This is a genomic window from Mesorhizobium sp. ESP6-5 (assembly GCF_020164695.1).
GTDB lineage: Bacteria > Pseudomonadota > Alphaproteobacteria > Rhizobiales > Rhizobiaceae > Mesorhizobium > Mesorhizobium australicum.
Window position 1 is genome coordinate 157,617 of sequence record NZ_JAIUGR010000007.1, and the last position, 26,562, is coordinate 184,178.

The window sequence follows — 26,562 nt, forward strand, 5'->3', positions numbered from 1 at the left end:
GACGGGCGGATGAAAGCGTGGGAAACCCGGAATGACGACAGACACGAAAGCGACGGAAACCAAGGCATTCGAGGCGGATGTTTCGCGGCTGCTGCACATGATGGTGCATTCGGTCTATTCTGATAAGGACGTCTTCCTGCGCGAACTGATTTCCAACGCCGCCGACGCCTGCGAGAAGCTGCGCTTCGAGGCCGTCAGTCGCCCCGAATTGCTGGCCGACGATCCGAAGCCCCGCATCTCGATTGCAGCCGATCCCGACGGCAAGCTGATCACCGTCGAGGACAACGGCATCGGCATGAGCCGCGACGACATGACGGAGGCGCTGGGCACGATCGCGCGCTCGGGCACGCGCGCTTTCATCGAGCGCGTCGGCGCCGGCAATTCGAGCGAGGACACGCAGCTGATCGGCCAGTTCGGCGTCGGCTTCTACTCCGCCTTCATGGTCGCGACCCGCGTCGACGTCATCAGCCGCCTGGCGGGAAGCGAAGAAGCCTGGCGCTGGTCGTCCGACGGCAAGGGTTCCTACGAGATCGCGCCCGCCCCGCTCGAAGCCGCCCCCAAGCGCGGCACCCGCGTCGTGCTGCATCTGATGGACGACGCCGCGTCCTACACCGGATCCTATCGGCTCGAGCAACTGGCCAAGTCGCAGTCGGGCCATGTGCCGGTGCCGATCACGCTCATCGAGAAGCCCGGTGCCGAGGCGCGCGACATTGCCGACGGCACGGCCCTTTGGGTCAGGCCGAAAAGCGAGATCAAGCCCGAGGAATACACCGACTTTTACCGCGGCGTCTCCGGCCAGTATGACGAGCCGGCCGCCACCATCCATTTTCGCGCCGAGGGCCGGCAGGAATATAGCGTGCTGGCCTTCGTGCCCGGCTCGCGTCCCTTCGATCTGTTCGACCAGGACCGCAAGGGCCGCATGAAGCTCTATGTGCGCCGCGTCTTCATCACCGATGATGCCGATCTGTTGCCGCGCTACCTGCGCTTCATGCGCGGGCTGGTCGATTCCGCCGACCTGCCGCTCAACGTCTCGCGCGAGATGATCCAGGAAAGCCTGCTGCTGGCCGCGATCCGCAAGGGCCTGACCAACCGCGTGCTTGGCGATCTCGCCAAGCTGGCGGAGACCGAGACCGAGGCCTATGCGAAAATCTGGGAAAACTTCGGCGTCGTGCTCAAGGAAGGGCTCTACGAGGACCATGAGCGGCGCGAGCAGCTCTTGAAGCTCGCCCGCTTCCGCTCAACCGCCTCCGGCGAAGGCTGGCGCGGCCTCGCCGACTACGTCTCGGCGATGAAGGAAGGCCAGAAGGCGATCTTCTTCATGGCCGGCGACGACCGTGCACGGCTCGAAGCCTCGCCGCAGCTTGAAGGCTTCAAGGCACGCGGCATCGAGGTGCTGCTGCTCACCGACCCGGTCGACAGTTTCTGGACGTCGATGGCGCCCGAATTCGACGGCAAGCCGTTCAGGTCGGTGACGCAGGGCGTGGCTGAACTTTCCGAGATCCCGCTGCTCGACGAGGCGAACAAGCCGGATGCGGCGGCGGCGCCCGAGGTCGATGGCTTCCTGGCCTTCGTCAAGGCGGCGCTTGGCGATGCCGTGTCGGACGTGAAGGCCTCCGACCGCCTGACCGAAAGCGCGGTCTGCCTGGTGGCGCCCGAACACGGTCCCGACCGGCAGTTCGAGCGGCTGCTCAACGCCGCCGGCCGCCTCGACAAGACGGCCAAACCGATCCTCGAGATCAACCCCCGCCACGAGCGCGTCCTGGCGCTCGCCAGTCTCGGCGACGACGAACAGGCCTTCAAGGACGACGCCGCCCACCTTCTCTACGACGAGGCGCGCGTCCTCGACGGCGACAAGCCGGCCGACGCCAGGGCGTTTTCGGAGCGCCTCGCCCGGCTGATCGCGCGCGGCCTGCCGAAGGGATGAGGCCAGTCGGAGCCTCGGCCGGAACAGGCAAAGGCCTGGGCGCCGCCGGGCACCCAGGCCTTTTGTTGGGAGGAATGCCGGTTCAGCTCCTGCCGACGCTGGCGGCTGCGTCTTTGATCAGCTTGGCGACGGATGCGGGATCGGAAACGTAGACCGCATGACTGCCGGGCACTTCCACCGTCGTCGCGCCAGCCCGATTTGCCATCTGGCGCTGTGCTGGCGGCGGGATCATATGGTCGTCCGTTGCGACCAGGTACCAGCTCGGCTTCACCCTCCAGGCAGGCTCGGTGACCTTGCCTTCGAGTGCGGCCACTGCCCACGGCACCTGCGAGTCCGCCATGAAGGAGGCGAGCGAAGGACGGACGTCGGCGGCGAACGAGGCGGCGAACTTGGCCTTGTCGAGCATCAGGAAGCCGTCGACAGGCGGCAGGATCGGCGGCACGGCGGCGCCGGGAGGCGGGTTGGCGATCAGGGTCGAGACCGACTCGCCGGCATCGGCGGCGAAGGCCGCGATGTAGACGACGGCTGAAACCTTGGGATCGGTGCCGGCTTCCGACACCACGACGCCGCCATAGGAGTGGCCGACCAGGATGACATTGCCGGGAGCGGCGGCGATGGCGCGCCTGGTGAAAGCGACGTCGTCGGCGAGCGAGGTGGTCGGGTTCTGGACGATGGTAACGTCGTAGCCGTCCTCCTTGAGCTGATGATAGACCCCTTCCCAGCCGGAGCCGTCGACAAAGCCGCCATGGACGAGGACGACCGAATTTGCTGCGGTGTTGGACATTTGAGTTCTCCTTTTCAAATTGTGGTTTGCGTTGTTTGCAGGAGGACTATGCGCCGGGGCCGCCGCGCTCGCTTTGAGGTGACCTTCAGGACCTCTTGATTTTGTCTTGAGAGGGCTTTGATTTTGCGCCCACGACACGTCTACAGTGTCCAGGTCAGCGTTTCCGCCCATCTGGAGCCAGCAATTTGCCGTATCTTTTCGAGGATTTCGCTCTGGACGGCGACCGGCGCGAACTACGCAGGGGCAACGAGCTGATCCCGGTCGAGCCGCAGGTGTTCGACCTGCTACAATATCTGATCCGCAATCGCGAGCGGGTTGTGAGCAAGGACGATCTGGTCGATGCGGTCTGGCAGGGACGCATCGTCTCCGACGCCACGCTTGCCAGCCGTGTCAATGCCGCCCGCGGCGCCCTTCAGGACAATGGCGAGCAGCAGCGCCTCGTCCGTACCATCCTGCGCCGGGGCTTTCGTTTCGTCGGCACCGTACGCGAGGACATAGGCGCCGAGGCGGCAGCGCCGGTGGGGACACTGAAGCCTGGCCTCGGCATTCCCGCCCGCCCCTCCATCGCCGTTCTGCCTTTCGTGAACATGAGCGGCGACGCGGATCAGGACTATTTTGCCGACGGCATGGTCGAGGACATCGTCACCGGCCTGTCCCGCATCCGCTGGCTGTTCGTCATCGCGCGGAATTCGAGCTTCACCTACAAGGGCCGCGCCGTCGACGTGAAGCAGGTCGGGCGCGAGCTCGGCGTGCGCTACGTGCTGGAAGGCTCGGTGCGCAAGGTCGGCGGCCGCGTGCGCATCACCGGCCAGTTGATCGATGCCGAGGACGGCAGCCATCTGTGGGCCGAGCGCTACGATCGCGAGCTGACCGACGTGTTCGCGCTGCAGGACGAGATCACCATCAGCGTGGTCGCTGCCATCGAGCCCAATCTGCGCCGGGCCGAGATCGAACGTGTCAAGCGCCAGCGGCCCGACAGTCTCGACGCCTACGACCTTTTTCTGCGCGCCCTGCCCGATGTCTACACCTTCATGCCCCAGGGCGCGGCCAAGGGACTGCCTCTGCTCGACCAGGCATTGGCCATCGAGCCGAGTTATGCGCTCGCCCACGGCTTTGCCGCCTGGGCGCATCAAACCCTTTTCATCCGCGGCGGCATGCTGGCGGAGCATCGCCAGAAGGCGTCGCACCATGCCCATGCGGCGATCGAGCACGGCTCGGGCGACGCGATGGCGCTGGCCTTGGCCGGCTTCACAATCGGCCTGGTCGAGCATGACCGCAGGCTGGCCGACGAGATGTTCGCGCAAGCCTTGGCGCTCAGCGCCTCTTGCGCCTTCGTTTACACTCTTGGCTGCGTGCCGGTGGCTTATGGCGGCGATGCGGCGCGCGCCATCGACTGGTGCGAGCAGGCGATGCGGCTCTCCCCCCTCGACGCCATGAGCTGCGTGCCGCAAGGCATTGTCGGCTTCGGCAATTTTCTGTCCGGCCGGCACGAACAGGCCATCGCAGCCGGCCGGCGGGCGGTGGAGCTGAACCCCGGTTTCAGCATCCTGCATGGCTGGCTGGCCGCGCCGCTGGCGAGACTCGGACGGATCGAGGAGGCAAGAGCGTCGGCCGCACGGCTCATCGCGCTCGATCCGCATTTCACCATCGGCCGCTGGGCCGCCGCCGTCGGAATCGCGCCTGGCATAATCGACGACGTCACCGACGCCCTGCTCGTGGCCGGCCTGCCGGCTTAGAAAACGGCTGCGCCAGCAAACACATCCGATAGAACGGCCATGCCCAACCGTGGTATTGCCTTCGCCGATAATTGTTCTGGGCCATCGGGCCGACACGCGGAAGTCCACTGGCTCAATCGCCGACTGTAGACATCGGGCCGCCAATCACCCAATCTTGGCCCGGGAACAAAACAGGCCTTCAAAGAAGGCGGACGTCCGGGTGCTCATGAAACGACGATGGACATTGTATGATCCACGGCTGGCCTGGATGCTGGTCGCGCCGGTGCTCTTGCTGCTGATTTTTTTCCTGGTGCTGCCGATCGCCGTGATGGCCGGCTATACCTTCTTCACTTTTGTCACCGCGGGCGTGGAAACGAGCGCACTGACGACGGCGAACTGGCACGAATTCCTCACCGACAGCTACTATCACGGCTTCCTCCTGAAGACCTTGAGGGTCGGAGCCATGACGGCGCTGCTGTGCGGCGTGCTCGGCTACTTCCCCGCCTATTTCATCTGGGCCACAACCTTCAAGCACAAATGGCTGTTGCTGCTTTTGCTGATCGTGCCGTTCTGGATCAGCTTCACCATCCGCACCTTCTCCTGGATCAACATCCTGGGGGAACAGGGCGTCATCAACGTCGCGCTGCTCAAAATGGGCATCATCCATGAGCCGCTGCAGATGCTCTACAACGAAGGCGCGGTCATCCTGGGCATGCTGCACTTCCTGCTGCCCTACATGATCCTCAATGTCTATGTCAGCCTGGAGAGCATTGATCGGACGTTGATTTCGGCGGCCCGCTCGATGGGCTGCACGAGTGCGCAGGCGTTCCGGGAGGTCACGCTGCCGCTGTCGCTGCCCGGCCTGGCGGCGGGCCTGCTGCTTTGCTTCGTGCTGGCCGCCGGCAGCTATGTGACGCCGCAGCTTCTCGGCTCGGGCCGCGACGCTCTGTTCGGCAACCTGATCTACGACACCATCATGGGCGAATTGAACTGGCCTATGGGAGCCACGCTTTCGATCGTGCTGCTCATCGTGCTCGGCTTCTTCGCCGCCGTCTACACGCGCTACATGGGCATGTCGCAGATCGTCAAAGGGCTTGGCGGATGACGGGGCTTGCAGGATGAGGGGAACACGGCGCAGGCAGGAAGGGAGATGGGCCTGGCGGCTGACCGGCTTTGTCACGGTTTGCGTCTACATCTTCATGTTCGCGCCGATCGTGGCGACGGTGGTCCTGTCGTTCAACGCCTCGATGTTCGGCGGCTTCCCGATGACCGGCTTCAGCCTGCAATGGTACGGCAAGCTGATGGCCAACGAGGCGGTGCTGGCTGCCTTTCGAACATCCTTGTGGATCGCATTGGTCACCGCCATCGTCACCACCGCCATCGGCGTCACCACGGCGTTTGCCTTGGTCCGCTTCGAATTTCGCGGCAAGCAGGCGCTGAGCACGCTGGTGATCCTGCCGGCATTGGTGCCGGAAACCATCCTCGGCGTCGGCCTGCTGGTGCTGATCAAGGCCGTCGACCAGCCGAGGACCATGCTGCTCCTGGTGCTTGGCCATATCCTGCTCGCCGTGCCCTATGTGGTGCTGATCGCCCAGGCGCGCATGATCGGCATCCGGCGCGTCTACGAGGAGGCCGCACTGTCGCTTGGCGCCTCTCGCTTCTCGTCCTTCCGCGAGATCACGCTGCCGCTGCTCATCCCGGCCGTTGTCGGCGGCGCCCTGCTCGCCTTCACCATTTCGTTCGACAACACCTCGGCCAGCCTGTTCTGGCGGCCGGCCGGCGTCGAGACCATGCCGACCCAGATCCTTTCCATGCTCAAGATTTCGATCAGCCCGGAGATCAACGCGCTCGGCACCGTGATGATCCTGGTGACCGTCGGCATCCCGCTGATCGGTGGCCTGATCCTGCAAAGCCTGACAAAACTGAGAAGACGTGGCGAACCAAAGGAGGAAATACAATGAAACTCACCACCACCAAGCGGCTGGAACGGCTGCACGATCGATACGCCAATGGCGACCTGAGCCGCCGCACATTCCTGACGCTGACCGCAGCCGCGGCAGCATCGGCGGGCCTTTCGATGCCTTGGATGGGCCGGGCGCTCGCCGCGGTCCAGGAGGTTCGCTTCGACGGCTGGGGCGGCACGGTGCAGGATGCGATCGACAAGTTCGCCTTCCAGCCCTACACGACCAAGACCAAGATCAAGGTGGTCCAGGGCACGTTCGGCGACGAGGACGAGATCATCACCAAGATCAAGACCGCCAAGCCCGGCGACTACCAGGTCATCCATTCCTCCGGCGTCAACTACTACATCAAATACGTGAACGCCGGCCTGACCTCGGAAATCAACGAGGCCAACATTCCCAACATGGCGAACGTGCTGCAGCCGATGATCGAGCCGTTCCGCAAGCTGACGCCAAAGCTATCGGCCGTGCCCTACGACTACGGCACCACCGGCATCGCCTACAACACCAAGGTGATCTCGCCGGAGGAAGCCAAGGAAAAGGGCGCCGGGCTCCTGCTCGACAAGAAATATGCCGGCAAGGTCGGCGGCTATTCCGACATGACGACGCGCGTCTGGTATGCGGCGCTCGCCACCGGGCAGGACCCCAACAACCTCAAGGACATGGACGCCATCTGGGCCAAGGTGCGCGAGACGCGCGACCTCGCCAAGAAGTTCTGGAGTTCCGGCGCGGAGCTGATGGACCTGCTTTCCAAGGGTGAGATCGTGGTGACCGATGCCTGGTCGGGCCGCGTCGCCGCGCTGCAGGACCAGGGCCATCCTATCGGCTATCTCGATCCGGCCGGCTCCTACGCCTGGATGGAGGACATGCTGATTCTGAAGGGTTCGCCCATGGCCGAATGCGAGGAACTCATCAACTTCATGCTCGACCCGGCGACCTCGATCGCGGTGGCCGAAGGCCAGAGCTATCCGCCGTCGCTCGATCCTAACAAGGTCAAGCTGACCGAGAAGATCGAGAAGCTGCCGGCATTCGACAAGACGGGCACGATGAAGTCGCTGACCTTTGCCGATCCGACCTACTGGGCGACCAACGAGGACGCCTGGACCAAGCAGTGGAACAGGATCTCGAAGGGTGCCTGACAGCCAGGAAACGACACTCCATCCCCGGCCTGTTCAGGCCGGGGCAGCCGGCGCGAGCGCGGCCGCCGAGGCGAACAGCCCGGCGGTCGAGTTCCGCGACATCGACATCGCCTACGGCAAGTTCGTCGCGGTGCGCGATTTCTCGCTCTCGATCCGCAAGGGCAGCTTCGTCACCCTGCTCGGGCCTTCGGGTTGCGGCAAGACCACGATCCTGCGCTCCATCGCCGGCCTGGTCGATATTTCGGGCGGCCAAATCATGATCGACGGGCGGCGCGTCGACGACGTCCCGATCTACAAGCGCAACATCGGGCTGGTCTTCCAGAGCTACGCGCTCTTCCCGCACAAGAACGTATTCGACAACGTCGCCTTCGGCCTGAAGTACCGCAACGTGCCGAAGCCCGAGATCGTGCGCAAGGTCGGCAAGGCGCTCGAAATGGTGCGGCTGCCGGGCAGCGAGAAGAAGCTGCCGTCGCAACTGTCAGGCGGGCAGCAGCAGCGCATCGCGCTCGCCCGCGCCATCGTCTTCGAGCCGCAGGTGCTGCTGCTGGATGAGCCGTTGTCGGCGCTGGACGCCAACATGCGCGAGGAGATGCGCGTCGAGATCAAGAAGATCCAGAAGGAAACCGGCATCACCGCCATCTTCGTCACGCACGACCAGGAAGAAGCCCTTTCCATGTCGGATCGTATCGTGGTGATGAACGCGGGCGCGGTGGAGCAGATCGGCACTCCGGAGGAGGTCTACGAGGCGCCGGCGACAGCCTTCGTCGCCGACTTCCTCGGCAAGGCCAACATGCTTGCAGGGACCGTGAGCCGGTCCGGCCAAGGAACGGTAACGGTGGTGCTTGGCACCAGCCAGACGGTCAGCGTGGCTTGTCCAAGGCCGCTTGCCGACGGCAGCAAGGTCACCGTCGTGGTGCGGCCGCAGAAATTTTCGGTCGGTGCTGGAACGAGCGCCAATCGGCTGTCCGGCCGCGTGATCTCGGCCTCCTATCTGGGCGGCAGCGCGATCTACGAGATCGACATCGGCGGCAAGACCAGCCTCCGCGCCAATACACCGATCACTGGCCGCGTGCTTCGCGAAGGCGAGACGATCGAATTGGGTTTTGCCCCGGACGGCTGCGTGCTGCTGGACGGGGCCGGGAAGCGGATTTCCTGAAGGTCGCGGGCGCTTGGTGCGGTTCAGCCACCCCGTGCCGTCTCGCGCAACAGCCCAGATCCCAGCCGCCTGAAGGCGTGGGTCTGCAGATCCCCATCGGGGCTCTAAACGCTTGTTTCCGCAATTCCGGCAGCGCCGGTCTGGTTTCAACTCGCACCGGTCAGTGATCGACTTTGCGGATGTTGCGCTCGGCCGTGGGTGCAAGGCTCCCGGCTCCGGGCACTGAAGCCGGCGCGCCTTGAAGAACCCAATCCGCCGCGATCTGCCCGATCACCGGCGCCAGCTGGATGCCATAGCCGCCGGCGCCGGCGGCGGTGACCAATGCCGGTTCCGAGGCATCGATCGGTCCGACGAGCGGCCGATGATCGGCCGTGACAGGATAAAGGCCGGCCCAGCCACGGCCAAGCCGCGCGCCCGGCAGATCGGGCAGCCGTTCCAGCAGCAGTTCGGCCAGGTGGACCTTCGATTGCTCCTCGCACTGGTCGTTGTAATTGTCCGGATCCTCGGGAGCGATGGACGTCACCTTGTGGATCTCGGCAATCAGCGCGCCTGGCTTGTCGTGGCGGAAATTAAGGCCGCTGCCCTCGCCGTCCACGAGGTCCATGACCATCGGCATCGTATAGTCGAGCGGCCTGTCCAGATGGATGACGACCGCCTCATGGCGCTCGGGCCATATGTGCAGGCGCTGGCCGAAGAGCTCGGCGACCCGCGGCGCCCAGGCGCCGCCTGCGTTGACCACGGCATCGCATTCGACCGGATCGCCATTGGTCTCCAGCCTGTAGCCGCCTGGCCGCCTTCCCACCCCGAGCACCTTGCGGTACTGGCGGATGTCGCCGGCCTTTTCGCGGACGATCCGCGCCAGGAAATTGCACATGTCATAGGGATCGAGAAAGCCGTTGTCGGGTCCGAACAAACCGCCTTCGAGCCCGTCGGGGCTGAGGTGGGGAACAAGGTCCCTGAGTTCGTTCGCGCGGATCAGGCGCGACTTCAGGCCGGCCCCGCCCTGAATCTCGACTGACTTCGCGAACAGCTCCATCTGCGCGGGCGTGCGCGCGAGCCGAAGATAACCGATGTGGTTGAATTGAAGCCCCTGCCCCTCCCACTGGCGAAACCGGCGGAACGATTGAACGCGAAGCATGATCTCGAACGGATCGGTAAATTGCGACCCGACAACGCCGACCGACCTGCCGCTCGAGCCTGAAGCGATCGACTGCGCTTCCAGCACCGTCACGCGCGCGCCCTGTTCGAGGAGGTTGAGCGCCGTGCATAGGCCCAGCGTGCCCGCACCGATCACCGCGACATGGAGGGAAGCTGTCATATTGTCACCTGCGTTCAGGCATGATCCCCGATGTTCCAGAGCTCATGCTTCGACAAAGAGATAGGGAGGCGAATCGACCAAACGTCATCCTGATCCACGCTGCGCGGCGATCTCGCCCAAGGTGTCGTCGATCGCATGCAGAATGCTGCGCGCGTCCGCCTGTGTCATGGGCGTCGAGAGCGCGAACAGGCCGTAGCTGGCAGACAGGACGCCGCGGCCGAGCAAGCCCTTGTGGAATGTATCGAACCTCCGGTGCTCGGCCTGGCCCGGATAGACGGATCTATAGTCCGTAACCGGATGCGAGGTAAAATGAACCTTGAACAGCGAACCGAGGCCCACGCATTGGCCGGCAAGGCCATGCCTGTCGAACGAGGCGGACACCCCTTCGCGCAGGAATGCGCCCAGCGTATCGAGATGGGCAAAGCTCTCCTTCGTCAGCGCCCGCATCGAGGCGAGCCCGGCCCGCATGGTCACCGGATTGGCGGTGAACGTGCCGCCATGGGGAAGAGCGGGCTTGCCCCTGGTCGGATCGAACACCGCCATGACATCGGCGCGCCCGCCAACGGCGCCCACGGGGAAGCCGCCGCCGATGATCTTTCCGAGCGCGGTCAGGTCGGGCTCGATGCCCCACAACCCCTGCGCGCCCGACCAGCCAAGGCGAAACGAGATGACTTCGTCGAAGACAATCAGGGTCCCGGCCGCGCGGGCAATCTCGACTATTGCGCGCAGATAGTCCCGGCGTGCCGGGATGAGGCCGGCACGATTTGGCATCGGGTCGATCAGCACGCCTGCTATGCTGTCGCCCTGAGCGGCGAAGACGGCGCGAAGCGCCTCGACATCGTTGAAGGGCACGGCAATCACATCGTCCAGCACCCCGCGCGGCGTTCCCATTGCGTAAGGCGTCGATCTTGGCATGTCGCCCCAATTGGCCGGGGAACTGTCCAGGCTCACCTCGGCGAAATCATACGACCCATGGTAGGCGCCTTCGATCTTGACGATCTTCGGCCGCCCGGTGAAGGCGCGCGCGGCCTTGATGGCCATCATCACCCCCTCCGTGCCGGAGTTGGTGAAGCGAATCCGGTCGACGGAGGGCAGCCGGTCGACGAGAAGCTCGGCAAGCTCGATCTCGCTGAGCGTCGGGGCGCCGAAGGCCGTGCCGAACGGCAGTTGCTCGACCACAGCGGCAGCGACGTCGGGATGTGTGTAGCCATGGATCATCGAGGTGAAATTGTTGATGCAGTCATAGTAGACGTTGCCGTCGACATCCCAGACCCTGCACCCCTCGCCTCGCGCGGCATAGATCGGAAACGGATCGACAAAGACGGTGGTGCGCGTATTGCCGCCCGGCATCACCTTCTTGGCGCGCTCGAAGAGGCTCTTTGATCCAGGCATGGCGTCGGGATAATGCGGCATGGCTCTCGCTGGCGAATTTGACCGTCAAGGCGGCGGCGGCACCGCCGCTCGTCGCAATGCTATGGCCAGCTTCTGCACCGACGCAATCGGCCAGGCGGAGTATGCGACACGACCAGGCCGTCACTGACCATTATCCTCCCGCCGCCACTGCCCGGTTCGGATGCCTGAGGTGGGTTGGCGTGATGCCGGTCTGCTGGCGGAACACACGGCTGAAATGGCCGGCATTGGTGAAGCCGCAGCGGTAGGCGATGTCGCCGATCTGCAAGTCGCTGCCTTCCAGCAGCGACTTCGCATGATGCACCCTGAGCGCCAGATATGCCGCCATCGGGCCGATTCCCAGTTCCAACCCGAAGAGCCGTTCGAGCTGGCGCCGCGAGCAGTTCAGGCGGCTTGCGATCTCGGCCACCGACAGCGTCTCCTGCAGGTTGCTCTCCATCAACAGCAAGGCCCGCTTCACCGCCCGGCTCGACGCCGCCGGAAACAGGTCGCCGACGGGCTGCACGTCGCGGCTGCTCCTGATCCGGTCGAGCACCAGGATCTTGGCGGCCTTCTCGGCCGCCTTCTGGCCGATGAACTGGGACACGAAATGGCCCGCGAGGTCGGCGGCACCCGTGCCGCCCGCGCATGTCGCGCGGCCCCGGTCGACGGTAAAAAGGCTGTCGGCATGGGCGTTGACCTCCGGGAACCGGCTGCGGAAATCCTTGATGTGGAACCAGCTGACGGCAGCGCTGTAGCCGTCGAGCAACCCGTAGCGCGCCAGCACGAAGCTTCCCGTGCAGAGCGCCGTCAGCGGCACTCCCTTGCCGGCGGCACGCAAAAGAAACGCCTCCTTCTCGGAACTCAGGCTGCGGTTTGTGTCGAGCAGGCCGCCGACCACGACCACGTTATCGAAATCCTCGGGGTTGCCGATCCCCCCGGTCGGCAGCAATTCGACGCCGCAACTTGCCCGGATCGGCAGGCCGCGTTCGCCGACGATCTCCCAGTCGAACTCTATCCTGCGGCTGCGGTCGCCCTCATCGCCCGCCAGCCGCAGCGTGTCGATGAACAACGATAGCGGCGACAGCGTGAAGTCGCGAACGAGGAGAAACGCAAAACGCCTGGCCATTGTTGTTCGGAACCGTCCTCGTGCCCTCTGATTGCACCCTGCTGCGCATCAATCGCTACCCCCTTATATAGCCCGTGTCGGAAAAGGCAGAGTTGGTTTGGCAAGCCCAACTCCTTTCGCCAGCGAATTCCTTTCGCCGGGAAAGTTCTGGTCTTCGGCTTCGTGCACGAGATCCCCGCGACGAACATCGGACGCTGCTCAAGCGCCCGTCGCGTCCGACATGAAGGCGATCGCAACCCTTCTCGCCGCGCGGGCAAGCGCGATCAGCGCCGAGATCAGGCGCGGCCTCGGAGTCGAGGACTTCGCGCAGTCGGATGAGCACGACCATCCGCGCCGGCGGTGAGACACTTCGCGCGCGCTGGCTTATTGGCTGCGGTGGCGGCCCCAGGGCCACCGACGCTGATCCGGACCTGGAGGGAGTTGCCAAGGCCGCGGCGCGGTGGTTTGGCGAACCCGAATGAAGCGTGTCCATCGGGCGGCGAATCCAACTGCCCCGCCGATGAAGCCGAACACCCGCCGGGTCCCATGCCAGGGGGAACTGATCGAGCCTGGTTTCGGTTGTCTGTTGTGCGAACGATCGTTGCACGGCAGGCACCTGACGAGCGAAGATGAGAGATGAAACCTGCAGCCAAGCGGCGTGGTTCCCTGCGGAAGGTCCTAGGTGGCATCGCAGCGGCGATTGCGACCACCCCTGACCGGAGGGCCGAGCAAGGCGCGAGCACCGCGTCAATGGTTGCCGAATGGCCGCTGCCGCCATCTGCGACGCTTGGCTCCTCCTTGCGCCTGAAAGGGATCGAACGCGAAGTACGAGCCAGGCTACCCTGGACAGTGAGGAAATTTGCCAAGGCCGAGACCGGCCGCATCGTCTTGCGCATGCTGCAAGCCGACGCGGATGCGTTCCGGGCCGCCTCGGCGACCATCTCCAGGACGCTGGAGGGGATCGAAGCGCTGGCCGTGCTTCCGCGAGAAGCGGAGGACATTCTCACCATCTCGTCGCGCGAGCGGCACAGGTGGCTCAGGGACGGTCGCCTGAAAAGCATCGGCACGCGCACCGTGAAGATGCGCGGGCGATCCAAGGCCGTGACCTTCCATGTCTTCGATCCACGCCACATCGAGGACGTCCTTGATCGTGACCTGGCGACCGCCTGGCGGGAGGAGGACGCGCGGGAAACATCCGAAAACAGGAGGCGCGGAGCTGGCAAGGCCGCGCTGACGCGAGCAGGCAAGCGGACGGGCAACGCCCGCAAGACCAGGAATTCGGGAAAAGACGATGCGCCAAAGCTCGAGGGCTGGGACACGTTCGAGGCGGAAGGATTGCTGCGGTAGAGCAACCCCAGGAAAACGATTTTCCGGCGAGGATCGCGCTCGCGCCCCATTCCCGTCTACGGATATTGCGCCTTACCGGGGCCGGAAGCGCCGAGATCGCCCTGCAATTCCTTGGGCAGGGGAAGGCTCGAACATTGCAGATGGACGTCGCGGGCGAGCAGCTTTCGCTGCTTCTGCTCGTGCTCCTTGGTGGCCGCTATGATCCCCAATCCATACGGGCCAAGTGCAACGAATTCCCAACCCGGATGCGTTTTTTCGCGGACCGCGTAGTCCGAAGCCGCCGCTCGAGCTTGCTGGCATTGCGGCGTCGCCCATTTCTGGTCCTGCTGCGAAAGCGAGGCTCCGTAATCGACTGGAGAGGTCGCGCATCCGGCCATCGTCGCGGCCAATGCGGACGTTGCAAGCCCCACCGCAATTTTCATGCAGAATCCCTTTGCCAACCACCGTGGAGAGTACACGGACGCCTTCATCTCACAAGGGGAGCGTTGCGACCAGAGAGCCCGGCCTCGTTTCCTGGGGGCCGCCCGTCGCCAGATTTGGACCGCAGCTGGGAACCAATGATGGGCGAGACTGTTCAGTTGTAACTTGATACGACGCTGACATTCTTGCCGGCGGGCAAGGCGGACATCTTCAGGAGTTCCCATCATGACTATTTCGTCCGGATTTCGTTCAATCGCCATTGCCGCGATCGCCGCTGCGGGCGTCAGCCTGGCCAGCGCCGCGCATGCCGACAGCGGTAAAATCCGCTTCTCCGTCTACAAGGCGGCCTTCTTTGTCGGCGGCTCCGGTGGCGAGGGCACGCTGACTTTCCATGGCCGCAAATACCCGATCTCGATCGGCGGCGTCTCGGGCGGCCTCGCCTTCGGGGTCTCCAAGACCTATTTCCAGGGCACCGTGCGTCACATCAAGCGCGTCCGGGACGTGACTGGCGTATACGGCGCCGCCGGCGGCGGCGGCACGCTCGGCAAAGGCGCCCAGGTGATCGTGATGACCAACGACAAGGGCGCCCAGCTTGAACTCACGGGCCGACAGGTTGGCCTGCAGGTCAACGCCGATCTGAGCGGGCTCGCCATCTCGCTGAGGTAGGAGCCTCGGCCTGCCGGCCGTTTCAGAGATGACGGACTTGATCTCGATGCTGGCCCTCGTCATGCCCTATCGCGTTGCGAGGCGGCATCCCTGGCCTCGGCGCAGCGTTTCTGGCGGGCGACGTAATCCGCCATGTAATGGTCGAGAGCGGCGCGGAATTCTTCTTCGCGTGAGCGCGGGTTGCTCACTGGGGCCGGTCGGTTGGTCTCGGTCTCAAGTCCAACGCGGTCGAAAGCAATTGCGGACATCCTGGCTCTCCTGTCTTGAAACACTGTGACAGGATGAGCCGGGCGGGCAGCTTCGTCCCGGGCGCGCGGCCGAATAGTTCCGAAAAGCCCCGAAAAGATGCTAGTTTGCACCATGGTGGGGAAACGGTTCGCTTTCGGCCCGTTCGAGCTCAACCCGGAGGCGGGAACGCTGCTCCGGCAACGCATGCCCATTCCCGTTGGGTATCGCGGCGTGTTGCTCCTGGCAGCACTGGTCGAGCGGGCCGGCGAAGTGCTCTCCAAGGCTGAGCTGATGGACGCGGCATGGCCACGCGCGGCGGTCGAGGAAAGCAACCTTTCCGTCCAGATAGCAATGCTCCGCAAACTGCTTGGGCCGGGTCCCGACGACGCAGAGTGGATCGCGACCATCCCCCGGGTCGGCTACCGCTTCGGCGGCGCGGTGGATTGCCTGGACGCCGCCGCACCGTCCGATAGCGTCGAGGCCGGTCCCTCGATCGCCGTGCTGCCCTTTGCCAATCTCAGCGACGAAGCCGAGCAGCAGTATTTCGGCGACGGCCTTGCCGAAGACATCATCACGCGCCTTGCGCGGCTGCGCTGGCTCTTCGTCTCGGCGCGAAACTCCTCATTCACCTATGGCGGCAAGGCGGTCGACGTGAAGCAGATCGGGCGCGAGCTGGGCGTGCGCTATGTGCTCGACGGAAGCGTGCGCCGCTCCGGACAGTGGCTCAGGATCAATGCCAGGCTGAGCGACGCCGATACCGCGCGCCAGATCTGGGCAGAGCGCTACGACGCGGAGATTGCCGATTTCTTCGGGCTGCAGGATGAGATCTCACAAAGTGTGATCGGCGCCATCGAACCCAGACTCTACGTCGCCGAACAGGAGCGTTTCCAGAGCCGGTCGCCCGGCAACCTCGACGCCTGGGGGTACGTGATGAAGGCGATGCCCTATGTCTGGACCTGGGCCTCGCTGCCGGATTTCGAGGTCGCCGAGCCGCTGCTCCAAAAAGCCATCGACATCGACCCCGACTATCCGCGGGCCAACTGCCTGAGCGCATGGGGTCTCGCCGCAAAGGCGATGCTTGGACTGGCCGATGCCCAAGCTGCCCTGGCGACCGCCCACGACATGGCGCAACGGGCCATTCGCAGCGACCCGGAAGACCCCTGGACGCACTTCGCCACCGGCTTCGTACATATGGCCTCGCGCCGTTTCGATCCGGCGGTCAAGGCTCTCTCCGAGGCAATCAACCTCAATCCGAGCCTAGCCTACGCGCATATGATCCTCGGATCCACCTATGCTTATGCGGGCATGCCGGACGACGGCCTGCACCATGTCGCGCTTGCCGACCGCCTCAGCCCACGCGATTTCACGCAGGCAGGCAGCCTCTCTGTCATTGGACTCTGCCATTTCATGGCCGGCCGTTATGCCGAGGCCGCCGAGTTTGAGCGGCGGGCGGTGGACCTCAGGCAGAATTTCGGCACGGCCTGGCGCACATACGCCGCGTCGGCCGGAATGGCGGGCGATCACGCAGCCGCTGCCCACGCGCTGTCTCAGGCGAGGCGCCTGCATCCTGCCGTGTCCTTGGACTGGGTCGAGAAATACCACCCCATCGTCCACGGAAGGGACCGGGCGCGCTATATCGAGGGGTTGCGCGTCGCCGGACTCGACTGAGCGCTGGACAGCGCGGTCAACACCACGGTGTGGGGCCGATTTTTTAGTGGTGCAGCTCCAGGAGGAGCGCGTCGTGCTTTCTGGAGGGAACTGCGTAATACAAAGCTTTGGGCCTCCATTGCGGAGAACGGCCCCTACCCGCTCAGCTCCTCAACCCCGGCGCTTCCTGTCCAGTGCGCTCGACATATTCCGTATAGCCGCCACCATAGGTGTGGATGCCTTCCGGCGTCAGTTCGAGCACGCGGTTCGACAGCGCGGCCAGGAAATGCCGGTCGTGCGAGACGAACAGCATCGTGCCTTCATACTGCGACAGCGCCTCGATCAGCATCTGCTTGGTGGTGATGTCCAGATGGTTGGTCGGTTCGTCCAGCACCAGGAGGTTGGGCGGGTCGAACAGCATCAGCGCCATCACCAGCCGCGCCTTCTCGCCGCCTGACAGCACCCGGCATTTCTTCTCGATCTCGTCGCCGGAAAAGCCGAAACAGCCGGCAAGTGCCCGAAGCGGCGCCTGGCCGGCCTGCGGAAAATTATCCTCCAGCGTCTGGAACACGGTGCGCTCGCCTTCGAGCAACTCCATGGCGTGCTGGGCGAAATAGCCCATTTTCACACTCGGTCCCCGCGCCACCGTACCGGTATCGGGATCGGAAGCACCGGCCACCAGCTTCAGCAGCGTCGATTTCCCCGCGCCATTGACGCCCATGATGCACCAGCGCTCGCGGCGGCGGACCTGGAAGTCGAGCCCTTCATAGATGGTGCGGCTGCCATAGGCCTTGTGCACGTTCTTCAAGGTGACGACGTCCTCGCCACAGCGCGGCGCCGGCTGGAACTCGAAATTCACCACCTGGCGGCGCTTTGGCGGCTCGACGCGGTCGATTTTGTCTAGCTTCTTCACTCGGCTCTGCACCTGCGCGGCATGCGAGGCACGCGCCTTGAAGCGCTCGATGAAGGCGATCTCCTTGGCCAGCATCGCCTGCTGACGTTCGAACTGAGCCTGCTGCTGCTTGTCGGCGATCGCCCGCTGCTGCTGGTAGAATTCGTAATTGCCGGAATAGGCGGTGAGCGATCCCGCATCGATCTCGACGATCTTGTTGACGATGCGGTTCATGAACTCGCGGTCGTGCGAGGTCATCAGCAGCGCGCCGTCATAGCCTTTCAGGAACTGCTCCAGCCAGATCAGGCTTTCCAGGTCGAGATGGTTCGACGGTTCGTCGAGCAGCATGGCGTCGGGCCGCATCAGCAGGATGCGGGCCAGCGCCACGCGCATCTTCCAGCCGCCCGAGAGTTTGCCGACGTCGCCGTCCATCATCTCCTGGCTGAAGCCCAGACCGTCCAGCACCTCGCGGGCACGCCCGTCCAGCGCATAACCGTCGAGTTCCTCGAAGCGATGCTGCGCCTCGCCATACTTTTCGATGATCTCATCCATCCGGTCGGCCTGGTCGGGGTCGGCCATCGCAGCCTCGAGTTCCGCCATTTCGGCCGCCACGTCGCTCACCGGCCCAGCACCGTTCATCACTTCCGCGACCGCGCTGTGGCCGGCCATGTCGCCGACATCCTGGCTGAAATAGCCGATGGTGACGCCACGATCGACCTGCACCTGGCCCTCGTCAGGCTGCTCCTGGCCGGTGATCATGCGAAACAAGGTCGTCTTGCCGGCGCCGTTCGGCCCGACGAGGCCGATCTTCTCGCCCTTCTGCAGCGTGGCCGACGCCTCGATGAAGACAAGCTGACGGCCGTTCTGTTTGCCGATGTTTTCAAGTCTGATCATGGTGATCCGGGGAGGCTCAAAGGAGATTGGAGGATTTGCCCGCGCCCTTACGCGAATGAAGATGCCAGGGGAAGAGGCAGAAGCGCCGCAGATGCCTGGCGGAGCACGAGGCGCCGATTTCCTCAACTGGCGGAAATCGGCGGTTTGCATGGCTGCTCCTGCCTGCCGGCGTCCATGAAAAATCGGCGGGCGGTCGAAATCCGCCCTTGTCGAACGACTTTGACGCGGTGGCCTGCACGGCCAGACCAGAAACGCCAACAGGACAGGACCATGGCAATGGCCAAGATGCTCGTGATCTACAAAACCCCGGCCGATCCGGCCGCCTTCGACCGCCACTATTTCGACGTGCACATACCACTTGCCAAGAAGCTTCCCGGGCTGCGGCGCTATGATGTCAGCAGGCGGCCCATCGTCAAGCTCTCGGCGGGCGAGATGCCTTATCTGGTGGGAACATTGTATTTCGACAGCCTCGACGACATCCGCGCCGCCTTCGCCTCGGAAGTCGGCGTCGCCTGCGCCGCCGACCGGCGGATACTGGCTCCGGGCGACGACGATCTGACGATGCTGTTGTTCGACGCCGACGAGGTGTGATCCCGACCGCCAGAAACACTCCAGAAACAAGATTCAACATCCGGGAAAAACTGAGGAAAACATCGTCGGGCATAACATGCTCGTGGCAACCGGACAGCGGTCGCCACCAATGCAAAGGGATGCTGCCTGCGATGCAACGACATTCGACCGGATGGATGAGTGCCCTCGCAGGCATTTCGCTGGCCATGCTCGCGGTCGCACAGTCGGGTGCGGAGGCGGCGGTCACCCGAAGCGAATATTGCAGCCGGCTCGGTCTTCAACTCGACGGCGCCATCCAGACCAAGGCCAGGCCCGGTGCCAGTGCGAGCCAGATCGCGCAGGCAACGGCACTGCAGGACAAGGCGAACCGGTTCTGTGCCGAAAGCAAGCAGGCGCAAGGCATCCGGACCTACGCCAACGCCCTGAAGCTCCTCGGTGTGACACCGGTCGACCTCAACCAGTGACGAGCAGTCATCACCCTTGAAGACCCGTCGCGAAAAGGGCGGCCTTTTCCTGCGGGCAATGCCGCGAGCGGTCCGCCCTCGCGCAGCATGTCTTGCCCTTGCTGGATGGCGGCAAAGTCCTGATGACGGATCTGGATGGAATCCGGGTAGAACGCGGTCGAGGAATTCTGCACGCCATCACCACGGCAGTCCTGCCGTCACCACGGCAATCTCTCGCCATCGCGAAAAAAGCCGCCGGTCGGGCCGTCGTCCGGCAAGGTCGCGGCCCAGACGATGCCGGCCGCCCCTTGCGCGACCGGGCGTCCGCCCGGTCCTCCCATGTCGGTGGCGACCCAGCCAGGGCAGACGGCATTGACCAGCACGCCGGAGCCGCGCAGCTCCGCCGCCAGCACGCGCGTCAGCGCGTTGAGCGTCGCCTTCGAGGTCGAATAGGCCGGCGTCCCCGCCCCCATCGAGGCTAGCGAACCGCCTTCGGACGACACATTGACCAGTCGGCCATGGCCGCCCGCCCCGAGCAGCGGCGCGAAGGCGGCGCCCGCCCGCCAGGCGCCGAAGACGTTGGTCTCGAACGCCTCGCGGATGACGGTCCAGTCGGGCCGCGAGGCGCGCGAGCCGGTGTCGTAATGGATGGCGGCATTGTTGATCAGCACGTCGAGCCGGCCGAACCGCCGCTGCACCTCTTCGGCTGCCGTCTGAGCCGCGTCAGGCGCGGCGACATCGAGCGCGATGACCTCGACATGGCCATCGAGCGCCTTGGCCGCCGCCTCGCCCTTGGCGATATCGCGCACGCCGAGCAGTACGGTGAAGCCGAGCTTGGCCAATTGCCGGCCGGTTTCCTGACCGATGCCGCGATTGGCGCCTGTGACGAGGGCGACTTTGTCGGACTGGGTGTTCATCTGTCATGCCTTTGTGGATGTCGATCATCGAAGCGAAGATGGCACGGAGGGAATTGATTTATTAGGCGGCGGAGATCGCAGTCATTGTGCGATCGATTGCATGGATTGGTTTGCGCAGGAATCGGGTGTCGGCCGGCGCTGCGCCATGCGATCGTTGATCCATCATGAGGACCGGTCATGCTCACGCTCCACGATTATCTGCCATCGCAGAACGGCTGGAAGGTCCGGGTCCTGCTCGGATTGCTTGAGATTCCCTACGACAGTCATCCCGTCTCGATTTTCGAGGGCGAGAGCCATACCGACGCCTTCCTGGCGCTCAACCCGGCAGGCGCTGTTCCCGTACTTCAACTCCAAGACGGCAGCGCTATTGCCGAATCCAATGCGATCCTCACCTACCTCGCCGAAGGCACGTCCTTCCTGCCGTCGGACCGCTATCGGCGTGCCAAGGTCATGCAATGGCTGTTCTTCGAACAGTACAATATCGAGCCCGTCATCGGCTCGCTGCGCTTCTGGACCTTGACGGGACGGCTCGAGCGCAACCAGGCCATGGTTGCCGGAAAACGCGAAGCCGGAGCCCGTACGCTCGCCGCCCTGGACCGCAGCCTTGGCGAGACGCCTTGCCTCGCCGGCAACGACTTCACCGTGGCCGACATCGCCGTCTATGCCTACAGCCACCGCGCTGGGGATTGCGGCTTTTCGCTCGCGGACTATCCGGCGTTCGCCGCATGGACGGAGCGCGTGCGCGATGCCATCGGACCCGGCTACCCCGTCCACCCCTACGGCATCGATCCGCATTCCGGAGCCTGAGCGCATGCGCTGACGGATCTGGCTCCCGCCAGAATCCGTCTCTGTTTACACCGCGGTGGAATAGGGATACTTTTTATCCTTAATAGGTCGGTCGGTACCGGCCCGGGAACCCGTGGATGATCCTGAAAAGCCAAGTCGAATGGGCACTGCACTGCTGCGCCATTCTCGCCGGTCTGCCCGAGGGGCGGTATCTCTCCACAAAAGCGCTTGCCGAGTTCCACGGCCTTCCCAAGGAATATCTCTCCAAGGCACTGCAAAGCCTGTCGCAGGCGGGACTGGTGCACACGACGCTGGGGCCGTCGGGTGGATACCGGTTGGCGCGGACGCCGGCAGAGCTGACCTTCCTCGACATCGTGGAGGCGGTTGAGGGCAAGGCGCGGACGTTTGTCTGCAACAATATCCGCGAGAACAATCCGTGTCGTCCCCAGGGCTATTGCGAAAGCAATCCTTGCCCGGTGGCGCGCATCATGTGGGAGGCCGATGAGGCCTGGCGCGCAAAATTGCGCGCCGTCAGGCTTTCCGACCTCACCGAAGCGTTGGCGCTCGACATCCCCGCGGAGCTTTGGAAAAACAGCTTCGAATGGGTGCTAGAGCGCGCCGGATGAACGTGGCCGCATGACCGTCGCGGGCGGCCGGTCTCCCGTCGCCGGCATGCAGGCGGCTAGCCATGCCCGCATCGTTCCGGGCGCCCGTTATCGACAGCGCCACGCCGAGATAGATGGCGGCGACCACCAGGTCCTGGAGCAGGCGCGCTTCTCGCGGCCTCAGGCGTGCCATGAGACGCCCACGGCCCTGGAAATACCAGACACGATGCCGGCAAGCCCGAGAAGGTTGATCAAGACCAGAGCCAGGAAATGAGGATCGCCGAACATGGGCTCACCGACAGTATTTTGGCTGGCGGCAGGGCCGGACGCGAGGAAGGGCGACCGGCCTTGCGCCCCTATTTCTTGGCCGGATAGGTCAATTCCTTCTGGGCGCTATCGACCACGAACACCGCCAGCAGCTTCGCGGGCTTCGTCTCGCTGCCGTTTTCGCTAACACTGTGGCGATCACCCGGCATCTCCGAAAAGCTCTCGCCGGCCTTGTAGACCTTGACCGGGTCGTCGTTGACCTGGCTGCGGATGGAGCCTTCCAGAACGGTGGCATAGATGAAGGCGGAGCTTGGATGCGTATGCGCCTCCGAATAGCCGCCCGGGCCATATTCGACGAGGATGCCCTTGATGCTCTTGCCGGGGGCATTCGGCAGTTCATGCTCATAGACGAGGGTGACCTTGGCGGCCTTCTCGCCGGCGCGATGGGCCTCCTTGGCTCCAACCGGGCCGGCCAGTGCCGCCGTCAGGGCGAGCGCGATGGCGATTGACTTGATCATTCGAAAACTCCTTTGTGTGTTGAGCTACGGCGCATCCTGGCGGTCATTTCCGCGCCGCGGTGGCGAACCATTGTTCGAAGGTGATGCGGCCAAGGCGCGGATTGTTGTCGGAGACGAGCGAAGTGTCGTTCAGCCTCGCGCCGAAGTAGAGCGCCTCCGGATCAGCCACGACCTCGCGGGGATCGCCGACAGCCTTGAGGTAGCGGGCGACGAGTTCGCTCATGCGCGCACGCTCCGGACCGGAAATCTCGATCATGCCGTTGATCGGCGCGCCGAGCGCGATCCCGGCCATCGCATCGGCGACGTCGTCCGATGCGATAGGCTGCACATAGGCCGGCGACAGGTGCACGGCCTCGCCGACCGTGCCGGACTTGGCGATGCTGGCCAGGAATTCCATGAACTGCGTCGAATGAACGATGGTGTAGGGGATGCCGGAGGCCTTGATCAGCTCTTCCTGGACGAGCTTGGCGCGAAAATAGCCGCAGTCCTGCAGGCGTTCGGTCCCGACAACCGAGAGCGCGATGTGGTGCCTGACCCTGGCAATTTTGCCCGCGGCGAGCAGGTTGCGGCCTGAAGTGGTGAAGAAATCCATGGCGGGCTGGTCCTCGAACGAAGGTGAATTGGCGAGGTCGATGACGACCTCGGCGCCAGCCAGCGCCACCTCCAGGCCTTCGCCCGTGATGGTGTTGACGCCGGTATTCGGGGCGGCGGCAACCACCTCGCAGCCCTGCTTGCGCAGCCGTTCGACCGTCTTGGAGCCGATAAGCCCGGTGCCCCCGATGATGACGATTTTCATGATAGTCTCCGTTCGCGGCCGCGCCGCGTCGTTGCTGGTTCGTTGAGGGAGAGGTCAGTTCAGGCCGGCCTTGTCGAGGCCATAGAGCTTGTCCGCGGAGCCGGGCACGGTCTTGAAGGCGACGCTGACACGGTTCCAGGCGTTGATGGCCATGATCGAGAAGGTGAGGTCGGAGATTTCGTTCTCCGAAAGCTGCCCGCGCACGCGTTCATAGAGCTCGTCCGGGATACCGCCTTCGGGGAGTTTGGTGACGGCTTCGGTCCAGGCAAGGGCGGCACGTTCTCGGGGAATGAATAGGATCGATTCGCGCCAGACGGCGAGATGGTACAGCCGCAGCTCGCTCTCGCCGTGGATCTTTGCTTCCTTGACGTGCATGTCGAGGCAGAAGGCGCAGCCATTGATCTGGGATGCCCTGACGTGGACCAGATCGCGGAGCTTCTCTTCGATCGCGCCATGTGTCTCGGCCATGCTGAAATCGAGGAGCTTCTTGAAGAGTTCAGGCGATTGCTGGGCGGCGTTCAGGCGCTGCGTCATGGCTTTTCCTTTTTTGGATATCTTGTGTCCTTAAGGACAATTAATATCCATAATGACTGGACAGTAAAGCGCCACCCGCCTACGATGCGAACATAAGGCTTATGTCGAAAAGTATGAGGGCGAGGATGGACGTCGTATCGGCGTTGCGAACGTTCCTGCGGGTGGCGCAGACAAAATCCTTCTCAGCGGCCGCCATCGACCTCGATCTGACGCAGCCGGCTATATCCCGGCAGGTCTCCGCGCTGGAATCGCATCTCAAGACGCGCCTCCTGCACCGCACGACGAGCGCGCTCGCCTTGACGGCGGAGGGTGAACGGATGCTGCCGATGGCGCTGCGCGTCATCGAAGCGGTCGAAGCGCTCGGCGAGGCCAGCGGCGCCCAAGCGGTAGCCGTATCCGGAAAGGTGAGGCTCAGCCTGCCGACGCCCCTCGGCTTCTTCCTCAGCGACCGCCTGGCAGGGCTGTTGGAGCGCCATCCGGCACTTCAGGTCGAACTGCTCCTTCGGGATGAACCGTCGGACGTGGTCGCGAATGCGATCGATCTAGAGGTACGCCTCGGGCCGGTCTGTGACAGCAGCCTGATCTGCCGCCGGATCGGCTGGACAACAGCCTTTCTCGTGGCCTCGCCAGCCTACATCGAGGGACGCGACACACCGCGAACGCCGCAAGACATCAAGGATCACTCCTGCATTTGCTACAGCCGTGGCGGGGACGGCCGGTCGTGGTCGTTCTCCAGCGGAGCGGAGGAAGTGGTTCTGCGGATTGAGCCCCGCCTCGTCGCCAACAATTCGATGGCCGTCCATCGCGCGACCCTGGCGGGAGCCGGGCTTGCGGTGCTTTCCCACATCCTCGCCGGATCGGACATCGAAGTGGGCAGGCTGGTCAAGCTGATGCCGAATTTTCCGCCGACGCGCCTGCCGATCAATGTCGTCTACCCGTCCCGCCGGAATATCCCGCTGCGTGTGACAACGGTGCTCGACTTTCTTATCCAGGCCGTCCGCGGCGATGTCTTGATGGCGTCGTCGGCGCCCGTGCGGACAATTCCCGGACCCTTGACCCACACTACCGCGTCTGAAGGCTCCTATTTCTTTCCCTGCGGATAGATCGTCTCGCCGCGCTTCAGCATCGCCACGAAGGCTTCGATCTTCTTCTTGCGCCCGGCTTCGGTCTTCATGTTGTGGGTGCGAAAGGCGAGCGAGAAGCGGTTCTGCGCGCTGAGCTTTTCCAACATCGCCTTGGCCGCCGGCTCGGCATCGATCGCCGCTTGCAAATCATCGGGGATTTTCAATTCCTTGCCGCTGCCATAGGCACGTGCCCAGCGCCCGTCGGCCTTGGCCGCCTCGACCTGTTTCAGCCCGTGCTCGGTCATGCGGCCCTCCTCGATGAGCCGCGCGACATTGTCGATGTTGATCTTGCTCCAGATGCTTTTTTTGCCGCGCGGCGTGTAGCGCTGCAGGAAACTGTTCTCGTCCAGCCCCTTGCGCACGGCGTCGATCCAGCCGAAGCACAGCGCGACGTCGATGGCTTCCTTCGGTGTGATCGACTTCAGTCCCGAGCCTACCTTGTGAACCTTGATCCACACTTCGGTTTCCGTGGCGTGGTGCTGGCCGAGCCAGGTATGGAAACTGGCCGCGTCGGGAAATTCCCTGACCTTTTCGGGATCGACCTTGACCGGAGCCATCAGCGGGCCTGCCGGTTCAGAATTGTTGTCGCTGGGGCCGCTGTCATCTTGCCTCCGTCATCCTGCGGCCGGCATCATGGCATCACACCCAATTCCCGTCAGCAGTGGAGACGCTGTCATGAAGTTGGAAACACACCATGGATTGCCGCGTTGCGGCTGAAGCGCGCCCGACCAGATGGAGGAGCACGACGCTTCCCCACCGTGCTATAGGACCACAAATGCCACGCGGGGGGATATGCCGCAATGAAATCTCTGCTCTTCGGCCTTGCCTTGTTGCTGCCGGGCGTGGCGCTGGCCGAACCGATCGAAACCCGCAAGATCATCACCGCGCTGACCGGCGACTTCAACGGCGACGGCGCTCCCGACCTTGCCATGGTGGTCGAGACCGGCCCGACCGACCCGATGGACATTCATTTCTTCCTCGGGGACAAGGAGCACAATTACCTCAAGCCTGTCGAGATCGTGCGCGAACAGATCGGTGGCGAGTGGAACGGCTACGACCGGCCGGGCTACGAGAACTCCAACGCCGAGCCGGAACTGACAATGCTGCCCAACGGCTCGATCAAATTCCATCTGCCGGCGCCGGAGATCGGCAGCGAGCGCACCAACCAGACGCTGACCGTCGCCTACCGCAACGGCGCCTTCATCGTTGCCGGCTTCGCCTACGATTCCGATGATTACCTGCAGGAGAATGCCGCCAGCGCCTGTGACTACAATGTGCTGACCGGGAAGGGCACCAGCTCGAAGCAGCAGCCGGACGGCAGCACGAAGCACAAGACCGTGTCGGCGGAAGGCAAGACCATCGCATTCCGGGACTGGAACTCGGGCGACGCCTTCGCTGCTTGCCAGGAATAATG

Annotated in this window: 28 protein-coding genes and 1 pseudogene; 16 read left to right on the forward strand and 13 right to left on the reverse strand. The window is 64.0% G+C overall.

Going from position 1 to position 26,562, the window contains the following annotated elements; translation table 11 throughout:
• Window positions 1-31: 31 nt before the first annotated feature.
• Window positions 32-1,924 (forward strand): molecular chaperone HtpG, encoded by a 1,893-nt coding sequence (gene htpG, locus LB524_RS13615; protein ID WP_224527150.1) that lies wholly within the window; start codon window positions 32-34, stop codon window positions 1,922-1,924.
• 82 nt (window positions 1,925-2,006) lie between these two features.
• Here the strand turns inward: htpG and LB524_RS13620 are convergent, their stop codons facing one another.
• Window positions 2,007-2,708 (reverse strand): alpha/beta fold hydrolase, encoded by a 702-nt coding sequence (locus LB524_RS13620; RefSeq protein ID WP_224527153.1) that lies wholly within the window; start codon window positions 2,706-2,708, stop codon window positions 2,007-2,009.
• Between the two features lie 185 nt (window positions 2,709-2,893).
• Between LB524_RS13620 and LB524_RS13625 the strand changes: the two genes are divergently transcribed.
• The 5 genes from LB524_RS13625 (at window position 2,894) to LB524_RS13645 (ending at window position 8,679) form a co-directional block, all read left to right on the forward strand.
• Window positions 2,894-4,444 carry a winged helix-turn-helix domain-containing protein gene (locus LB524_RS13625; protein ID WP_224527155.1) on the forward strand — a complete coding sequence of 517 codons (1,551 nt, stop codon included), beginning with the start codon at window positions 2,894-2,896 and terminating at the stop codon, window positions 4,442-4,444.
• Between the two features lie 205 nt (window positions 4,445-4,649).
• The gene (locus LB524_RS13630; RefSeq protein WP_224527158.1) at window positions 4,650-5,528 is read left to right on the forward strand and encodes an ABC transporter permease; all 879 of its coding nucleotides are present in this window, start codon (window positions 4,650-4,652) and stop codon (window positions 5,526-5,528) included.
• A gap of 13 nt (window positions 5,529-5,541) precedes the next feature.
• On the forward strand, window positions 5,542-6,384 hold the full coding sequence (locus LB524_RS13635) for an ABC transporter permease (RefSeq protein WP_140617954.1): 843 nt from the start codon (window positions 5,542-5,544) through the stop codon (window positions 6,382-6,384).
• Window positions 6,381-7,523: an ABC transporter substrate-binding protein gene (locus tag LB524_RS13640; RefSeq protein WP_140617953.1), complete on the forward strand. Its 1,143-nt coding sequence runs from the start codon at window positions 6,381-6,383 to the stop codon at window positions 7,521-7,523. The genes LB524_RS13635 and LB524_RS13640 overlap by 4 nt, the downstream gene beginning before the upstream one ends.
• Window positions 7,516-8,679 (forward strand): ABC transporter ATP-binding protein, encoded by a 1,164-nt coding sequence (locus tag LB524_RS13645; RefSeq protein WP_140617952.1) that lies wholly within the window; start codon window positions 7,516-7,518, stop codon window positions 8,677-8,679. Before LB524_RS13640 ends, LB524_RS13645 begins: the two co-directional genes overlap by 8 nt.
• A 160-nt stretch (window positions 8,680-8,839) precedes the next feature.
• On the opposite strand, the gene LB524_RS13650 is transcribed toward LB524_RS13645, so the two are convergent.
• The 3 genes from LB524_RS13650 to LB524_RS13660 form a co-directional block, all read right to left on the reverse strand.
• A complete protein-coding gene (locus tag LB524_RS13650) occupies window positions 8,840-9,997 on the reverse strand; it encodes an NAD(P)/FAD-dependent oxidoreductase (protein ID WP_224527161.1) in 1,158 nt (385 codons plus the stop codon).
• A gap of 84 nt (window positions 9,998-10,081) precedes the next feature.
• Window positions 10,082-11,410, reverse strand: coding sequence for an aspartate aminotransferase family protein (locus tag LB524_RS13655; RefSeq protein WP_224527164.1), 1,329 nt, complete (start codon window positions 11,408-11,410; stop codon window positions 10,082-10,084).
• Between the two features lie 130 nt (window positions 11,411-11,540).
• Window positions 11,541-12,515: a GlxA family transcriptional regulator gene (locus tag LB524_RS13660; protein ID WP_015316877.1), complete on the reverse strand. Its 975-nt coding sequence runs from the start codon at window positions 12,513-12,515 to the stop codon at window positions 11,541-11,543.
• A gap of 220 nt (window positions 12,516-12,735) precedes the next feature.
• On the opposite strand from LB524_RS13660, the gene LB524_RS28850 reads away from it, so the two are divergent.
• Together LB524_RS28850 and LB524_RS13665 are read left to right on the forward strand one after the other, a co-directional pair.
• The gene (locus LB524_RS28850; protein WP_263486586.1) at window positions 12,736-12,858 is read left to right on the forward strand and encodes a hypothetical protein; all 123 of its coding nucleotides are present in this window, start codon (window positions 12,736-12,738) and stop codon (window positions 12,856-12,858) included.
• 272 nt (window positions 12,859-13,130) lie between these two features.
• On the forward strand, window positions 13,131-13,841 hold the full coding sequence (locus LB524_RS13665; protein ID WP_140663448.1) for a hypothetical protein: 711 nt from the start codon (window positions 13,131-13,133) through the stop codon (window positions 13,839-13,841).
• A gap of 56 nt (window positions 13,842-13,897) precedes the next feature.
• Here the strand turns inward: LB524_RS13665 and LB524_RS13670 are convergent, their stop codons facing one another.
• Window positions 13,898-14,263, reverse strand: coding sequence for a hypothetical protein (locus LB524_RS13670; protein WP_140725526.1), 366 nt, complete (start codon window positions 14,261-14,263; stop codon window positions 13,898-13,900).
• Between the two features lie 223 nt (window positions 14,264-14,486).
• Between LB524_RS13670 and LB524_RS13675 the strand changes: the two genes are divergently transcribed.
• A complete protein-coding gene (locus tag LB524_RS13675; protein WP_140663452.1) occupies window positions 14,487-14,927 on the forward strand; it encodes a hypothetical protein in 441 nt (146 codons plus the stop codon).
• A 59-nt stretch (window positions 14,928-14,986) separates the two neighbouring features.
• Here the strand turns inward: LB524_RS13675 and LB524_RS13680 are convergent, their stop codons facing one another.
• Window positions 14,987-15,175 (reverse strand): hypothetical protein, encoded by a 189-nt coding sequence (locus LB524_RS13680; RefSeq protein ID WP_140824042.1) that lies wholly within the window; start codon window positions 15,173-15,175, stop codon window positions 14,987-14,989.
• 112 nt (window positions 15,176-15,287) lie between these two features.
• Between LB524_RS13680 and LB524_RS13685 the strand changes: the two genes are divergently transcribed.
• On the forward strand, window positions 15,288-16,823 hold the full coding sequence (locus LB524_RS13685) for a winged helix-turn-helix domain-containing tetratricopeptide repeat protein (RefSeq protein ID WP_224527167.1): 1,536 nt from the start codon (window positions 15,288-15,290) through the stop codon (window positions 16,821-16,823).
• 142 nt (window positions 16,824-16,965) lie between these two features.
• Here LB524_RS13685 and LB524_RS13690 read toward each other — a convergent pair whose 3' ends face one another.
• Complete coding sequence (locus LB524_RS13690) at window positions 16,966-18,588, reverse strand: ABC-F family ATP-binding cassette domain-containing protein (protein WP_140663454.1); 1,623 nt, start codon at window positions 18,586-18,588, stop codon at window positions 16,966-16,968.
• 276 nt (window positions 18,589-18,864) lie between these two features.
• Between LB524_RS13690 and LB524_RS13695 the strand changes: the two genes are divergently transcribed.
• The gene (locus LB524_RS13695) at window positions 18,865-19,179 is read left to right on the forward strand and encodes an EthD family reductase (protein WP_015316871.1); all 315 of its coding nucleotides are present in this window, start codon (window positions 18,865-18,867) and stop codon (window positions 19,177-19,179) included.
• 155 nt (window positions 19,180-19,334) lie between these two features.
• On the forward strand, window positions 19,335-19,622 hold the full coding sequence (locus tag LB524_RS13700; RefSeq protein WP_224527170.1) for a hypothetical protein: 288 nt from the start codon (window positions 19,335-19,337) through the stop codon (window positions 19,620-19,622).
• A 197-nt stretch (window positions 19,623-19,819) separates the two neighbouring features.
• On the opposite strand, the gene LB524_RS13705 is transcribed toward LB524_RS13700, so the two are convergent.
• The gene (locus LB524_RS13705) at window positions 19,820-20,518 is read right to left on the reverse strand and encodes an SDR family NAD(P)-dependent oxidoreductase (RefSeq protein ID WP_224527173.1); all 699 of its coding nucleotides are present in this window, start codon (window positions 20,516-20,518) and stop codon (window positions 19,820-19,822) included.
• A 177-nt stretch (window positions 20,519-20,695) separates the two neighbouring features.
• On the opposite strand from LB524_RS13705, the gene LB524_RS13710 reads away from it, so the two are divergent.
• Together LB524_RS13710 and LB524_RS13715 are read left to right on the forward strand one after the other, a co-directional pair.
• A complete protein-coding gene (locus LB524_RS13710) occupies window positions 20,696-21,325 on the forward strand; it encodes a glutathione S-transferase family protein (RefSeq protein WP_224527176.1) in 630 nt (209 codons plus the stop codon).
• A gap of 116 nt (window positions 21,326-21,441) precedes the next feature.
• Window positions 21,442-21,930 (forward strand): RrF2 family transcriptional regulator, encoded by a 489-nt coding sequence (locus LB524_RS13715; RefSeq protein WP_015316869.1) that lies wholly within the window; start codon window positions 21,442-21,444, stop codon window positions 21,928-21,930.
• 82 nt (window positions 21,931-22,012) lie between these two features.
• Here the strand turns inward: LB524_RS13715 and LB524_RS13720 are convergent.
• The 4 genes and pseudogenes from LB524_RS13720 to LB524_RS13735 form a co-directional block, all read right to left on the reverse strand.
• Window positions 22,013-22,197: pseudogene (locus LB524_RS13720) on the reverse strand (hypothetical protein); the annotation flags it as partial.
• A gap of 68 nt (window positions 22,198-22,265) precedes the next feature.
• Entirely contained in the window at window positions 22,266-22,694 is a 429-nt protein-coding gene (locus LB524_RS13725) for a cupin domain-containing protein (protein WP_140663463.1), read from the reverse strand.
• Between the two features lie 43 nt (window positions 22,695-22,737).
• Window positions 22,738-23,490, reverse strand: coding sequence for an SDR family oxidoreductase (locus LB524_RS13730; protein ID WP_140617941.1), 753 nt, complete (start codon window positions 23,488-23,490; stop codon window positions 22,738-22,740).
• Window positions 23,491-23,544: 54 nt separating this feature from the next.
• The gene (locus LB524_RS13735) at window positions 23,545-24,024 is read right to left on the reverse strand and encodes a carboxymuconolactone decarboxylase family protein (RefSeq protein WP_224527179.1); all 480 of its coding nucleotides are present in this window, start codon (window positions 24,022-24,024) and stop codon (window positions 23,545-23,547) included.
• A 125-nt stretch (window positions 24,025-24,149) separates the two neighbouring features.
• Between LB524_RS13735 and LB524_RS13740 the strand changes: the two genes are divergently transcribed.
• Window positions 24,150-25,127, forward strand: coding sequence for a LysR family transcriptional regulator (locus LB524_RS13740; RefSeq protein ID WP_224527182.1), 978 nt, complete (start codon window positions 24,150-24,152; stop codon window positions 25,125-25,127).
• Here LB524_RS13740 and LB524_RS13745 read toward each other — a convergent pair.
• The gene (locus LB524_RS13745; RefSeq protein WP_224527185.1) at window positions 25,106-25,705 is read right to left on the reverse strand and encodes a YdeI/OmpD-associated family protein; all 600 of its coding nucleotides are present in this window, start codon (window positions 25,703-25,705) and stop codon (window positions 25,106-25,108) included. The two genes, LB524_RS13740 and LB524_RS13745, sit on opposite strands and share 22 nt — an antisense overlap.
• 243 nt (window positions 25,706-25,948) lie before the next feature.
• On the opposite strand from LB524_RS13745, the gene LB524_RS13750 reads away from it, so the two are divergent.
• On the forward strand, window positions 25,949-26,560 hold the full coding sequence (locus LB524_RS13750; protein ID WP_140716435.1) for a hypothetical protein: 612 nt from the start codon (window positions 25,949-25,951) through the stop codon (window positions 26,558-26,560).
• Window positions 26,561-26,562 lie beyond the last annotated feature (2 nt).

Excerpts from the sequence above, each read along its gene's own strand:
- LB524_RS13715 (WP_015316869.1), top strand. The coding sequence starts at position 21,442 with ATGATCCTGAAAAGCCAAGTCGAATGGGCACTGCACTGCTGCGCCATT.
- LB524_RS13640 (WP_140617953.1), top strand. The coding sequence starts at position 6,381 with ATGAAACTCACCACCACCAAGCGGCTGGAACGGCTGCACGATCGATAC.
- LB524_RS13750 (WP_140716435.1), top strand. The coding sequence starts at position 25,949 with ATGAAATCTCTGCTCTTCGGCCTTGCCTTGTTGCTGCCGGGCGTGGCG.
- LB524_RS13705 (WP_224527173.1), bottom strand. The coding sequence starts at position 20,518 with ATGAACACCCAGTCCGACAAAGTCGCCCTCGTCACAGGCGCCAATCGC.
- LB524_RS13680 (WP_140824042.1), bottom strand. The coding sequence starts at position 15,175 with ATGTCCGCAATTGCTTTCGACCGCGTTGGACTTGAGACCGAGACCAAC.
- LB524_RS13660 (WP_015316877.1), bottom strand. The coding sequence starts at position 12,515 with ATGGCCAGGCGTTTTGCGTTTCTCCTCGTTCGCGACTTCACGCTGTCG.
- LB524_RS13630 (WP_224527158.1), top strand. The coding sequence starts at position 4,650 with ATGAAACGACGATGGACATTGTATGATCCACGGCTGGCCTGGATGCTG.
- LB524_RS13690 (WP_140663454.1), bottom strand. The coding sequence starts at position 18,588 with ATGATCAGACTTGAAAACATCGGCAAACAGAACGGCCGTCAGCTTGTC.
- LB524_RS13685 (WP_224527167.1), top strand. The coding sequence starts at position 15,288 with ATGGTGGGGAAACGGTTCGCTTTCGGCCCGTTCGAGCTCAACCCGGAG.
- LB524_RS13735 (WP_224527179.1), bottom strand. The coding sequence starts at position 24,024 with ATGACGCAGCGCCTGAACGCCGCCCAGCAATCGCCTGAACTCTTCAAG.
- LB524_RS28850 (WP_263486586.1), top strand. The coding sequence starts at position 12,736 with ATGAAGGCGATCGCAACCCTTCTCGCCGCGCGGGCAAGCGCGATCAGC.
- LB524_RS13620 (WP_224527153.1), bottom strand. The coding sequence starts at position 2,708 with ATGTCCAACACCGCAGCAAATTCGGTCGTCCTCGTCCATGGCGGCTTT.
- LB524_RS13665 (WP_140663448.1), top strand. The coding sequence starts at position 13,131 with ATGAAACCTGCAGCCAAGCGGCGTGGTTCCCTGCGGAAGGTCCTAGGT.
- LB524_RS13710 (WP_224527176.1), top strand. The coding sequence starts at position 20,696 with ATGCTCACGCTCCACGATTATCTGCCATCGCAGAACGGCTGGAAGGTC.
- LB524_RS13635 (WP_140617954.1), top strand. The coding sequence starts at position 5,542 with ATGAGGGGAACACGGCGCAGGCAGGAAGGGAGATGGGCCTGGCGGCTG.
- LB524_RS13675 (WP_140663452.1), top strand. The coding sequence starts at position 14,487 with ATGACTATTTCGTCCGGATTTCGTTCAATCGCCATTGCCGCGATCGCC.
- LB524_RS13655 (WP_224527164.1), bottom strand. The coding sequence starts at position 11,410 with ATGCCGCATTATCCCGACGCCATGCCTGGATCAAAGAGCCTCTTCGAG.
- LB524_RS13745 (WP_224527185.1), bottom strand. The coding sequence starts at position 25,705 with ATGGCTCCGGTCAAGGTCGATCCCGAAAAGGTCAGGGAATTTCCCGAC.
- LB524_RS13700 (WP_224527170.1), top strand. The coding sequence starts at position 19,335 with ATGAGTGCCCTCGCAGGCATTTCGCTGGCCATGCTCGCGGTCGCACAG.
- LB524_RS13730 (WP_140617941.1), bottom strand. The coding sequence starts at position 23,490 with ATGAAAATCGTCATCATCGGGGGCACCGGGCTTATCGGCTCCAAGACG.
- LB524_RS13670 (WP_140725526.1), bottom strand. The coding sequence starts at position 14,263 with ATGAAAATTGCGGTGGGGCTTGCAACGTCCGCATTGGCCGCGACGATG.
- LB524_RS13695 (WP_015316871.1), top strand. The coding sequence starts at position 18,865 with ATGGCCAAGATGCTCGTGATCTACAAAACCCCGGCCGATCCGGCCGCC.
- LB524_RS13650 (WP_224527161.1), bottom strand. The coding sequence starts at position 9,997 with ATGACAGCTTCCCTCCATGTCGCGGTGATCGGTGCGGGCACGCTGGGC.
- htpG (WP_224527150.1), top strand. The coding sequence starts at position 32 with ATGACGACAGACACGAAAGCGACGGAAACCAAGGCATTCGAGGCGGAT.
- LB524_RS13740 (WP_224527182.1), top strand. The coding sequence starts at position 24,150 with ATGGACGTCGTATCGGCGTTGCGAACGTTCCTGCGGGTGGCGCAGACA.
- LB524_RS13725 (WP_140663463.1), bottom strand. The coding sequence starts at position 22,694 with ATGATCAAGTCAATCGCCATCGCGCTCGCCCTGACGGCGGCACTGGCC.